This window comes from Nocardioides bigeumensis, assembly GCF_039531755.1.
Lineage (GTDB): Bacteria > Actinomycetota > Actinomycetes > Propionibacteriales > Nocardioidaceae > Nocardioides > Nocardioides bigeumensis.
In genome coordinates this window covers 132,432-144,642 of the sequence record NZ_BAAAQQ010000002.1, presented here as the reverse complement: position 1 = coordinate 144,642, position 12,211 = coordinate 132,432, and the positions used below count along the sequence as shown (strand labels likewise).

The window sequence follows — 12,211 nt, the reverse complement described above, 5'->3', positions numbered from 1 at the left end:
CATGACCCAGACCTCGGGCGAACCCCCCACCGACGCCCCCACGGACGCGGAGTCGATCCCTCGGATCGGCCCTGTCACGCGTTGGCTGGACGAGGACCAGCAGCGCTCCTGGCGCGCCCTGGTGATGGGGACGACGCTGCTGATGGACCGCCTGGACGCCGACCTGCGGGCGTCCTTCCGCGTCTCGCTGACGGAGTACGAGATCCTCGTCCGCCTCTCCGAGCAACCCGGCCGCCGGATGCGGATGGCCCAGCTCGCCGACGCGATGTGCCACAGCCGCAGCCGCGTCACCCACACGGTGCAGCGCATGGAGGACGCCGGCTACCTCGAGCGCATCATGTCCCCCGAGGACGGCCGCGGCATCCTCGCCTCGATGACCGACGCCGGCCACACCCTCCTCGAGCGCGCCGCCCACGTGCACGTCAGTGGCGTCCGCGCCAACCTCGTCGACCTGGTCTCCGACGACGACTTCGCCGCCCTCGGACGGGCGATGAACTCGGTCGCCGACCACCTCGTGAGCCGGCACCCGGCTGCCGAGATCAGGTGACGCGCGCCTGCCGGGACGCGAGCTTCAGAACCGCCACCGTCAGTCGCGGGTGAGTCTCCGGTGCGTGACCCGGTGCGGCCGTGCGGCCTCGAGCCCGAGGCGCTCGATCTTGTTCTCCTCGTAGGCCGCGAAGTTGCCCTCGAACCAGAACCACTTGGCCGGGTCCTCGTCGTCGCCCTCCCAGGCCAGGATGTGCGTGGCGATCCGGTCGAGGAACCACCGGTCGTGCGACGTGACCACGGCGCAGCCCGGGAAGTCGAGCAGCGCGTCCTCGAGCGACTGGAGCGTCTCGACGTCGAGGTCGTTGGTCGGCTCGTCGAGGAGCAGCATGTTGCCGCCCATCTTCAGGGTGAGCGCCAGGTTGAGGCGGTTGCGCTCACCGCCGGAGAGGACGCCGGCCTTCTTCTGCTGGTCGGGTCCCTTGAAGCCGAAGGACGCGACGTACGCGCGTGAGTTCATCTCGAAGTTCGCGACCTTGATGAAGTCCAGCCCGTCGGAGACGACCTCCCAGACGTTCTTGTTGGGGTCGATGCCGCCGCGGCTCTGGTCGACGTAGGAGATCTTCACGGTGGTGCCGACCTTGAGCTCACCGCCGTCGGGCTCCTCCTGGCCGGTGATCATCCGGAAGAGCGTGGTCTTGCCGACGCCGTTGGGGCCGATCACGCCGACGATGCCGGCGCGCGGCAGCGTGAAGGACAGGTCGTGCATGAGCGTGCGGCCCTCGAAGCCCTTCTCGAGGTCGTGGGCCTCCAGCACGATGTCGCCCAGGCGAGGACCCGCCGGGATGTTGATCTCGGAGGTGTCGATCTTGCGCATCCGGTCGGCCTCGGCCGCCATCTCCTCGTAGCGCGCCAACCGGGACTTGCTCTTGGTCTGGCGGGCCTTGGCGTTGGAGCGCACCCACTCGAGCTCGCGCTCGAGCATCTTCGCGCGCTTGGCGTCCTTCTGCCCCTCGATCTTGAGCCGGCTCTGCTTGGTCTCGAGGTACGTCGTGTAGTTGCCCTCGTAGGGGTGCGCCTTGCCGCGGTCGAGCTCGAGGATCCACTGGGCGACGTTGTCGAGGAAGTAGCGGTCGTGGGTGACGGCCAGGACGGCGCCGGGGTAGGACGCCAGGTGGCCCTCGAGCCACTGGACCGACTCGGCGTCGAGGTGGTTGGTGGGCTCGTCGAGCAGCAGCAGCGACGGCTGCTGGAGGAGCAGCTTGCACAGGGCGACCCGGCGGCGCTCGCCTCCCGACAGGTTGTCGACGAGGACGTCGGGCGGCGGGCAGCGCAGCGCGTCCATGGCCTGGTCGAGGCGGCTGTCGAGATCCCAGGCGTTGGCGTGGTCGAGGTCGGTCTGCAGGTCGCCCATCTCGGCGAGGAGCTTGTCGTAGTCGGCCTCGGGGTCGGCCAGCTCCTCGGAGATCGCGTTGAAGCGGTCGAGCTTGCCCTTGATCTCGTGCACGGCCTCCTCGACGTTCTCCAGGACGGTCCGGCCCTCGCTGAGGGGCGGCTCCTGCTGGAGCATGCCGACGGTCGCGCCCGGGTCGAGGAGCGCGTCGCCGTTGTTGGGCACGTCGAGCCCGGCCATGATCTTCAGCAGCGACGACTTGCCGGTGCCGTTGGGGCCGACGACCCCGATCTTGGCCCCGTGGAGGAACGAGAGGGTGACGTTGTCGAGGACGACCTTGTCACCGTGGGCCTTGCGCACGTTGCGCAGTGTGAAGACGTACTCAGCCATGGTCAGAACCTATCGACGCCGCGTGGCGTGTCCGAATCCCCGGCTCACGACAGCTCGGCGACGCTGACCGCACCGGCCTCCACGTGCCACTCGCTCGTCACGCCGACGGACTGGAGGAAGCGCCGATCATGGCTGACCACGACGAGCGTGCCGCCGAACCCGGCCACGGCCTGCTCGAGCTGCTGGATCGCCGCCACGTCGAGGTGGTTGGTCGGCTCGTCGAGCACGAGGGTGTTGACCGCCCGGCCCTGGAACACCGCCAGGAGCGCCCGAGTCCGCTCCCCCAGGCTCAGGCTGCGTCCGGGCCGGTGCACGTGGTCCGCCCCGAGCCCGAACTTGGCGAGGAGGGTGCGGACCTCCCCGTCGTCGCCCTCGGTGAGGTGCGCGCCCAGGGCGCCACGAACGATCTCCAGCACCGGGTCGTCGCTGTCGAGCAGCGCCCGCTGCTGGTCGAGGACGCCGAGGGAGACCCGCGACCCCACCGACGCCCGGCCGGACTCGAGCGGGAGCGACCCCAACAGGGCGCCGACCAGGGTCGTCTTGCCGCTGCCGTTGTCGCCGGTGAGCGCCACCCGGTCGCCTCGGCCGAGCACCAGCGAGACCGGACCGATCCGGAACGACCCGCGCGCCGCCACCGCGGCGTCCAGGGACGCGACGACGTCGGTGGAGGGTGGCCCTTCGGAGATCGCATAGCTCAGCTGCCACTCCTTGCGGGGCTGTTCCACCACCTCCAGCCGGTCGACCGCGCGGGCGACCCGCGCCGCCTTGCCGAGCTGGCGGTCCGCGCGGGCGCGGTCGCGCTCGCGCAGGTGCTTGTCCGCCTCGGCACCCGACCGGACCGCCCGGTGCCCGCGCGCGGCCCATCCCTGCCGTTGCCGCGACTGGGCGACCAGCGCGTCGCGCGCCGAGGCGTAGCCGGCGTACGCCTCCCACTCCTGAGCCCTCGTGAGGTCACGTGCCTGCGCGTAGTCGCTCCACCCTCCTGCGTAGTGGCCGACCCGCCCCTGGTGCAGGTCGAGCTCGACCACGCCGGTCGCCACCTCGTCGAGGAACGCACGGTCGTGGCTGGCCACGAGGACGGGTCCCTCGTGTCCGCGCACGAAGTCGACCACGAGCCGCTGCCCGCGCCGGTCCAGGTCGTTGGTCGGCTCGTCGAGGAGCAGCACGTCGTAGTGGCTCAGCAGCACCGCCACGAGCGAGACCCGGGCCGCCTCACCGCCGGAGAGACTGCCGAGCGGGCGGTCCGCCGGGACGGTCAGCCCGACCCGAGCCGTCACTTCCGGCAGCCTGTCGACCAGGTTGGCGCCGCCCAGGGCGAGCCAGCGCTCCAGTGCCTCAGCGTAGTCGTCCTCCGCCCCCTGCTCTGCCGAGGCGAGCCGGTCAGCCGCCGACTCGAGCCGCCGATCGGCCGCCTCGACTCCCGTGCGGCGGCGGACGTAGTCGAGGAGCGACTCCGCGCGTGCCGGGAGCGTCTGCGGCAGCCAGGCCAGGGTCGCGCCGGGTGGGGCGAGCCGCACCGACCCCTGCTCGATCGGCAGGTCGCCGACGAGCAGTCGCATGAGCGTGGACTTGCCGGAGCCGTTGGGACCGACGAGCGCGGTGACGTCACCCGGCGCCAGCGTCAGGTCGAGCCCGGAGACGAGCGTGCGCGCCCCGAGCGAGACGTCGAGGCCGGCGACGGTGAGCGTCGCGGCAGTGGCGTGAGCCATGGTGGAGTCCTGAGGTCGTCAGCGGACGCCGTCCGGACAGGAAGTCGTGACGGCAGGGGCGCTGGGGCACTTCGGACTCACTCCACGGCTCGAGCCTAGCTGACGCGGGCAGCCGGCCTCGACCGATTTCGGACCCCATGCTCAGGCCGCGGCGGTGTCGGAGAGGTCGACCGGTGTGCCCGGCTGGGGCGCCGCAGGCGCACCGGCATCCCCTTGGGCCGGCGCCTGCCGGACCCGCTTGGTGAACGAGGTCGTGCCGCGGTTGAGGTCATGACCCACGAACTGCGCCTCGACCTCGTAGGTGACCACCTCGACGCCCTCGCTGTTGGTCCACGCGTTGGGGCTCAGGCGCCCGTGCACCACGACCGGGTCGCCCCGGCGCACGGACCGGTCCACGTGGTGGGCCAGCGCCCGCCAGCAGTTCACGGCGTACCACTGCGTCGGCGCGTCCACCCACGACTGGTCTCGACGGGACCAGCGACGCGGGGTGCAGGCGACCCGGAAGGTCGCCACCTCGGTGTCGCCGGCGGATCGGATGCGGACGTCGCCGCCCACGTAGCCCTGCAAGGTGATGAGGGTCTCGTGCATCGCTGCCAGCTCCTTCGGTCGGGATCGGTGATCGCGACCGACTCTCGGCGTGGGCGCCGACAGGTCCCTCTCCTGCGCTGGCGGCCTGTGGAGGAACCTGCTTGGCCGTCCCCTGTGGACCTGAGGTGGGCCGCCCGGCGCTCCGCACTCAGCCGATCAGCTGAGAGCCTTGGCCAACCCCTCCCGGGCCCGGGTGTACGCCGCCAGCTCGGCCTCGACCGGGTCGATGACCAGCTCGCGGGAGACCGTGCCGATCGCGTGGCGCAACCGGCGGTCCGCCACGTGGGCGCGTCGGGTCGCGGTCAAGGCGACCAGGATCCGGCACACGAGCGCGAACAGGATGCCCAGGACCACCCCGCCTGCGAGCATCAGGGTCGGGAGCGGCAGACCGTAGATCGAGGGAACGTCAGGGTCGGGCAGGGCGAGGTAGGACATGCCGGCCAGAGTGGTCAGCCAGAGCGCGCCGGCGATCGCGGTCAGGATGAGCACCCACTGGACCACCCGCACCAGCCCCGCCCAGATCGGCAGCCGCTGCATGCCGAGATCGGTCGCGCCAAGAGCGGCGTCCAGCCGGTCGGACAGGTCGTCGAGCCGCGTCGTGGACGCGCGGCGGATCGCCTTGGCCCACGCGTCGCCGAGGCCGTGCGAGACCTCGTCGGCCAGCGCGCGCACCTCGTTGTCGACGCGCGCGCGCTGGACCGGCGAGGCCGCGGGCACCGACGTGCGCGCCCGGCCGGTGAGGGCCCGGCCCGCCGGCCCCAGGTCGAGGTGGAGCCGCTTGAGCGGGTCCGGGCGCAGCTTGGACACGAAGGTCAGCAACGGCCAGCCGGTCGCGCGCCCCGCGCGCAGCCGGGTGGACTTCTCGACCGCGTCCACGACGACCGGCACCCCGGCCGCGTCGGCGATCGCGTCGTCCAGGGCGTGCACCCGCGCGCTCGGCAGGGCTCCCGGCCTGGCATCGCCGGTGAGCTCCGCCAGGTCCTGGGCGGCGCCGCGCACGTCAGCCTCGAGGCGGGTGCGCGCGACCTTCTTGACCGCTACCCGCTTCACGACCTCGGTCCGGAGCTCGGGGATGCCGGTCTGGTGCCGCGCGCTGATCGCGAGCACCGCGACACCGCCCAGACCGTCTTGGACCAGGAGCTTCTGCACGTCGTCGAGCATGCTCTGGCGGCGCTGCTCCGGAACCGTGTCGATGTGGTTGAGGACCACGAGCATGACGTCGCGGTGCCCCGCGAGCGGGGCGAGGTAGCGGTCGTGGATCGCCGCGTCGGCGTACTTCTGCGGATCGAGGACCCACACGAGCATGTCGGCGATCTGCACGAGCCGATCGACCTCCAGGTGGTGGGAGACCTCGGTCGAGTCGTGGTCCGGCAGGTCGAGGAGCACCACGCCCTGCATCTGCTTGTCCTCGCGGCCGGACTCGAGCAGCGTGTCGCGCACGACCCGGTGACGCGGCGGGATCTCCAGCCAGTCGAGCAGCTCGTCGGCCCCCTGCTGGCCCCACACGCAGGCGGTGGTCCACGACGTCGTGGGGCGGCGCACGCCGACCGAGGAGATCTCGAGTCCGGTCAGAGCGTTGAAGGTCGACGACTTGCCCGACCCCGTCGCTCCTGCGATCGCGACCACCGTGTGGTCGGCGGAGAGCCGCAGCCGCGCTCCCGCCCGCTCGACGACCCCGGCGGCGTGCCGGACGGAGACGGCGGGGAGCCGACCGCGACTCGCCTCGACGGCCTCCTCGAGACCGGCCAGCCGCGCGCCAAGATCAGTGCTTCGGGTGACCAGTCTCCTGGCTCCCTCCAGCAACGACGTCATCTTCTCCCTCGTCAGCCCCGAGTCGGTGGTCCCCGCCTGCCAAGCGTAGGGGGTACGCCCCGACGCTCCCGACCTACCTCGGTCGCTTGCCGTCGCGTGAGCCTGTGTGCTCGGTGCCGGCCCCTCAGGCGTGGTGCAGGAAGCCGGACTCGGACTGTGCGGCGAAGCGCAGGTCGTCGACCCGGCGGGCGGCGGCGCGCAGCGCGTCCGGAGCGCCCGGGCGCACGTCGAGGGCATCGAGGAGGTCGGTGTAGCGCGCCCGCTCCGACTCGAAGAGCTGGATCACGCGCTGGTGGAGGTCGGCGCGTGCACGCTCGGCGAGGGTGCGCACCGCCTGGTCACCGAAGACCGCCTCGAGGAGCTTCTGCCCGAGCACGGCCGACCCTCCCGCGATGCCGGCCTCGGCGCCGGTGATGCCGGCCGTGTGCGCGAAGACCACGATCATCAGCGCCACCGACAGCCCGTTGACGCCGAACGCGAGGAACCGGGCGGTCGACCGTTTGTCGGCTCCCTCGGTGGTCACCATCTCCAGGACGCCCGCCTGCCAGTCACGCACGGTGCGTTCGGCCCTGCGCCGGAAGTCACGCGAGGCCCGCCCGAGGTCTTCACCGGCGTCGGTCAGCAGCGCCTGCCCGGCCGCGTGGGACTGCCAGGACGCCTCCGCCCGCTCCGCGGCCGCCTCGGCGTGCTCGGTGAGCAGCATCTCCAGGCCGGACTCGACCGCGACCGTCACCCGCTCGGCCTGCTGCGGCTTGCCCTTGACCAGGTTGACGACCTTGTCGCGCAGCCAACCGACCCGCGTCTCCAGGGAGCGCAGCAGCTCGCCGGTGCCGACGTACTCCTGCCAGCGCGCGAGCACCTCGCCGCGCAGGAGGGTGCCGTCGGCGGACGCCTGCTCGACCGACGCCAGCGCGTCGTCGTACGCCTTGTCGGCGTCCTCGAGCAGCCGCACGGCCGAGTCGACCTGCACGGCAGCGGCGTCGGCGACCTCGTGGGTGCGTCGTGCGATGGTCCGCACCGCCCCCTCAAGCGTCTGCTTCACCACTCCGGCCCGGGCCTCGGCGTCCTCGGCCAGCGAGGCGAGCCATCCGCGGATGTCGGCCACCTCGGCCGGCTGGAGCAGGCCGTCGTCGCCGACCTCGGCCTCGCGCACCACGAAGAGCGGGGAGTCCTTGAGACCACGGCTCGCCAGCATCCGGGCCAGGTGGGTCGAGACCGTGTCGACGGCGTCCTCGGGCGTCCGGTCGAGCACCACCGCGACGGCGGCCGACCGCTCGGCCGCGTTGCGCAGGAGGTCCCACGGCACCTGGTCGGCGTAGCGCGCCGCCGAGGTGACGAACAACCACATGTCGGCGGCGGCGAGCAGCTGGGCCGCCAGCGTGCGGTTGCGCTCCTCCACGGAGTCGATGTCGGGCGCGTCGAGGATGGCCAACCCGGGCGGGACCGTGTCAGCGGGCACCAGCTGGAGAGCCCCCGGGTCGTTGGTCGAGTGGGAGACGCGTTCGAGGTCGGGCAGCAGCCGGTCCTGGCCGAACCACTCGGCGTCCGCCGGGTTGTGCACCAGCACGGGAGACCTCGTCGTCGGCCGCAGCAGCCCCGGCTGGGTGACGCGCCGGCCGACCAGGGAATTGACCAGCGTCGACTTGCCGGCCCCGGTCGAGCCGCCCACCACCGTCAACAGGGGCGCGTCGATCGTCATCAACCGCGGGATGACGTAGTCCTCGAGCTGATCGACCACCTCGGTGGCGGTGGCGCGGGCCTCGGCCGCCCCGGGCAGCTCGAGCGGCAGCCGGGTCTCCTGGAACGCCCCACGCAATCTCACGAGTGCGGTGAGCATGGCGGCGTAGTCGGTGGGCAGGTCGGGCGTGCGTTCACCCTTGGGCGCGTTCATCGTGCAGGCACCAGCTGTCCGGGGAAGGAGACGTACGGGCGGACCGCGCGGATCTCGGTGAGGTACGCCGCCCCGCGGGCGGCGTAGTCGACCGGCGGCGTGCCGCGCAGGTATCGGTGGTGGAGGAAGCCGAGCTCGACGGCAGCCTGCTGGTAGTCGCGCATCGCCTCGAGCGCTTGCGCGCCCTCTCGCCGGGCGTGGGCGCGGGCGGTGCGCCGGGCACCGAGGTCGACCAGCCACGGGATGTCGCTGGCCGGCAGCAGGCCCCGCCGCGACGCGTCTTCCAGCGCGGCGACCAGCATCCGTCGCTCGCGACGGCGCACGAAGACCGCGAACACGATGACCGCCACGAACGTGGGGGTCATGAGCAGGACGTAGACGCCGACGAAGCCGTCGAGACCTCCGAGGGTCGAGGCGTTCCACGCCGCGTGGGTCGCCACAGCGAGGACGTACCCGAGGAGCGGCGCTCCCATCCGCACAGCGAGCGACTTCCGGCTCACGGCCAGGCCCACTCCGATGCCGATGAAGGAGGTGAAGAGCGGGTGGGCGAACGGGCTGACCAGGCACCGGATGACGAACGTGCCGGTGAGCGCCTCAGCCCCGCCAGGCCCGGTCGCGTCGGTGCCGTTGTAGGCAGCCGCGAGATAGAGGATGTTCTCCACGAAGGCAAAGCCGATGCCGACCATGCCGGCGTAGACGAGCCCGTCGAGGATCCCGTCCAGCTCGTGGCGGCGCCACCACAACAAGAGCAGCAGGAAGCACCCCTTGGCCGCCTCCTCGACGACCGGCGCGGCGATCGCCAGGCTGGCGCTCTCCGAGATCGGGACGAAGAGTCCCCCGACGCCCTGGATCACCAACGTGCCGGCGGTGGCGACGAAGCCGCCCCAGACCAGGCCGGTCGCGAGCAGGCTCTTCGGCTCGGGCTCGTAGCGGTCCAGCCAGAGGTAGCACGCCACGAGCGGCCCCACCGGCAGGGCCGCCAGGACGGTGGCCAGCGCCAGCGAGCCCGGGGCTCCTGACAGGGCGATGACGAGCAGCATGCCGACCGCGCCGACGACCGACAGCACCGTCACCACGAGGGTGAAGGCGATGCTGTTGCGGGGTCCGGCGGCCCCAAGGGTCGGCACGCGGGAAGCCTATCCGGGGCCATGCCTGCCGCCCGCGCCCCGGCGTACAGTGGCCGGGTGACCGAGCACACACACCCGGAAGCTCCCCTCGAGAACCAGATCGAGCACGGCCAGATCGAGGAGACCCAGCTCAAGACCGAGTCCCACGACCCGGCCGTCCCCGAGGCCTACTCGGCGTTCATGCGGCAGGGCTGGGGCGACCGCGAGCTCGACCTGCCGCCGCACCCGGTGGCGTCGTACGCCGCGGACCGGCGCCAGCGCCTGGCGGAGATGTTCGCGGGCGAGACCTTGGTGCTGCCTGCGGGGCCCTACAAGGTCCGGGCCTACGACACCGACTACCGGTTCCGGCCCGACACCGCCCACACCTACTTCTGCGGGAACCAGACCTCCGACGCGGTGCTGGTCATCCGCGGCAACGAGTCTGTCCTCTACGCGCGCCCCCGGTCGGAGCGCAACACGGACGAGTTCTTCCGCGACCGCCAGTACGGCGAGCTGTGGGCCGGGCGCCGGCCGTCCGCGCACGAGATCTCGTCCTCGCTCGGCCTCGAGGTCCGGCACATCGACGACCTGCCCTCCGCCCTGTCCGGCACGGGCAAGACACGCGTGCTGAGGGGCGTGGACCCGCGGGTCGACGCGCTGGTCGCGGCCGACAGCGCGACGGACAACGACTTCGCGCGGGTCGCCTCCGAGATGCGGCTCATCAAGGACGAGTGGGAGCTCGCCGAGCTGCAGCAGGCCTGCGACATCACCACGCTCGGGTTCGCCGACTCGGTGCGCGAGTGGGACCGGGCGATCGAGTTCGGCGAGCGCTGGATCGAGGGAACCTTCTTCCGCCGCGCACGGGCGATGGGCAACGACATCGGCTACGACTCGATCGTGGGCGGTGGCCGCCACGCGACGACGCTGCACTGGATCGAGAACTCCGGCCCGATCACGCCCGGCGAGCTGGTGCTGCTCGACATGGGCGCGGAGGGCCACAACCTCTACACCGCCGACGTCACCCGCACCCTGCCCGTCGACGGCACCTTCACCACAGTGCAGCGCGAGCTCTACGACCTCGTGTACGCCGCGCAGCAGGCAGGCAACGAGGCGGTGCGCCCCGGCGTACCCTTCACCGCGCCGCACACCGCTGCGATGGAGGTGCTGGCGCACGGCCTCGAGTCGCTGGGGCTGCTGCCCGTCTCCGCCGCAGAGGCGCTCGACCCCGACTCCAAGGTCTACGCCCGCTGGACGCTGCACGGCACCAGCCACATGCTCGGCATGGACGTGCACGACTGCGGCCAGTCCGCGCCCGAGGCGTACGCCAAGGGACAGCTCGCCGAGGGCATGGTCCTCACCGTCGAGCCCGGCCTCTACTTCCAGGAGGACGACCTGCTCGTCCCCGAGGAGCTGCGCGGCATCGGCATCCGCATCGAGGACGACATCGTCGTGACGGCCGACGGCTACCGCAACCTCTCGGTCGCCCTGCCCCGCACCTCCGCCGAGGTCGAGGAGTGGATGGGCTCGCTCCTGCCCTGACCGGTCGCCGGGTCTCGAGGAAGTTGCGCTGGCAACTGTCACGAGCCCCATGCCGGCACGACGCGGCGTACCATCCGCTCCATGGCGGCGGGGGCGACCAGCAGCGTGCAGGACATCCGCTTCGCGCGTTCTGCCGACGGGGTCAACATCGCGTACGCCGTCCACGGCTCCGGTCCACCGTTGCTGGTCGACGGGTGCTGGCTGAGCCACCTGCAGTTCGACTGGCAGAGCCCGGTGTGGCGGCACTACCTCGTCGAGCTCGGCAAGATCGCGACGGTCATCAGGTTCGACGAGCGCGGGCACGGTCTCTCGGACCGCGGCGTGACCGACCACAGCCTCGAGCTGCGGGTCGCCGACCTGGAGGCGGTGGCTGACGACGCCGGCCTCGATTCGTTCGCGATGCTGGCGATGGCGCAGGCGGGCCCGGTCGCGCTCGAGTACGCCGACCGTCACCCCGAGCGGCTGACCAGGCTGATGCTCTACGGCAGCTATGCCAACGCCATGCAGCACGCGACCTCCGAGGAGGTCGAGCTCGACGACGCGTTCCAGGCGCTGATCAAGGTGGGGTGGGAGCGTCCGACGCCGGAGTTCCGGCGCGTCTTCACCTCGTTGATGATCCCCGACGCGACCGAGGAGCAGATGCGCTGGGTGGACGAGCTGCAACGGATGGCGGCGACCGCCGAGACCGCGATGCTCGCGCGCACCCAGCGCCGCCAGGCGGATGCCCGGCACGTCCTGCCCCGGCTCAGCCTCCCGACCGTCGTCGTGCACAGTCGGGGCGACCTGATGAACAGCTTCGACGAGAGCCGCTACCTCGCCGCGCAGATCCCCGGCGCCCGCCTCGTGGCCCTGGAGAGCAAGAACCACATCGTGCTCGAGGACGAGCCGGCCTGGCAGGTGCTGCTGCGCGAGATCACCGACTTCGTGGCGGCCGACGGGGCAGTCGCGCCCCCGCCGTCCGACACCCTGACGGGCCTCTCCCCACGCGAGGTCGAGATCCTGCGACTCGCGGCCGACGGGCTCGACAACGACGCCATCGCCGGGAGGCTGCACCTGTCCGTGCGGACGGTCGAGCGGCACCTGCAGAACCTCTACGCGAAGCTCGGCCTGCAGGGGAAGGCGGCGCGCACCGCCGCCGTGGCACGGCTACTGTCCCGGGTCTGACGCGGCGCCGCCGTCGGGCAGGCCGACTACGCGTACGCCGCCACGGTCGCTGACCGCGTACGCGCAGAAGATGCGCGGTTGCACCGATGTGGCCGGAGGCGAGCAACTCCTAGGTTCGTCGTGTCGAGAACGA

Annotated in this window: 9 protein-coding genes; 3 read left to right on the top strand and 6 right to left on the bottom strand. The window is 71.9% G+C overall.

Going from position 1 to position 12,211, the window contains the following annotated elements; all coding sequences use genetic code 11:
• The first annotated feature begins 1 nt into the window (after position 1).
• On the top strand, positions 2–547 hold the full coding sequence (locus ABD295_RS01935) for a MarR family winged helix-turn-helix transcriptional regulator (RefSeq protein WP_344301906.1): 546 nt from the start codon (positions 2–4) through the stop codon (positions 545–547).
• A 39-nt stretch (positions 548–586) separates the two neighbouring features.
• Here ABD295_RS01935 and ettA read toward each other — a convergent pair whose 3' ends face one another.
• The 6 genes from ettA to ABD295_RS01905 all read right to left on the bottom strand — a co-directional run bounded on the left by ettA (position 587) and on the right by ABD295_RS01905 (position 9,396).
• Positions 587–2,269 carry an energy-dependent translational throttle protein EttA gene (gene ettA / locus ABD295_RS01930; protein WP_344301905.1) on the bottom strand — a complete coding sequence of 561 codons (1,683 nt, stop codon included), beginning with the start codon at positions 2,267–2,269 and terminating at the stop codon, positions 587–589.
• A 44-nt stretch (positions 2,270–2,313) separates the two neighbouring features.
• Positions 2,314–3,978, bottom strand: a complete 1,665-nt coding sequence (locus ABD295_RS01925) for an ABC-F family ATP-binding cassette domain-containing protein (protein ID WP_344301904.1) — start codon at positions 3,976–3,978, stop codon at positions 2,314–2,316.
• 141 nt (positions 3,979–4,119) lie between these two features.
• Positions 4,120–4,566: a single-stranded DNA-binding protein gene (locus ABD295_RS01920; RefSeq protein ID WP_344301903.1), complete on the bottom strand. Its 447-nt coding sequence runs from the start codon at positions 4,564–4,566 to the stop codon at positions 4,120–4,122.
• A 156-nt stretch (positions 4,567–4,722) separates the two neighbouring features.
• Positions 4,723–6,378 carry a GTPase gene (locus ABD295_RS01915; RefSeq protein ID WP_344301902.1) on the bottom strand — a complete coding sequence of 552 codons (1,656 nt, stop codon included), beginning with the start codon at positions 6,376–6,378 and terminating at the stop codon, positions 4,723–4,725.
• Between the two features lie 124 nt (positions 6,379–6,502).
• A complete protein-coding gene (locus ABD295_RS01910) occupies positions 6,503–8,269 on the bottom strand; it encodes a dynamin family protein (protein ID WP_344301901.1) in 1,767 nt (588 codons plus the stop codon).
• Complete coding sequence (locus tag ABD295_RS01905; RefSeq protein ID WP_344301899.1) at positions 8,266–9,396, bottom strand: PrsW family intramembrane metalloprotease; 1,131 nt, start codon at positions 9,394–9,396, stop codon at positions 8,266–8,268. Before ABD295_RS01905 ends, ABD295_RS01910 begins: the two co-directional genes overlap by 4 nt.
• 57 nt (positions 9,397–9,453) lie before the next feature.
• On the opposite strand from ABD295_RS01905, the gene ABD295_RS01900 reads away from it, so the two are divergent.
• Positions 9,454–10,914 carry an aminopeptidase P family protein gene (locus ABD295_RS01900; RefSeq protein WP_344301898.1) on the top strand — a complete coding sequence of 487 codons (1,461 nt, stop codon included), beginning with the start codon at positions 9,454–9,456 and terminating at the stop codon, positions 10,912–10,914.
• Positions 10,915–10,995: 81 nt separating this feature from the next.
• Positions 10,996–12,078 carry an alpha/beta fold hydrolase gene (locus ABD295_RS01895; protein ID WP_344301897.1) on the top strand — a complete coding sequence of 361 codons (1,083 nt, stop codon included), beginning with the start codon at positions 10,996–10,998 and terminating at the stop codon, positions 12,076–12,078.
• Positions 12,079–12,211: the final 133 nt, after the last annotated feature.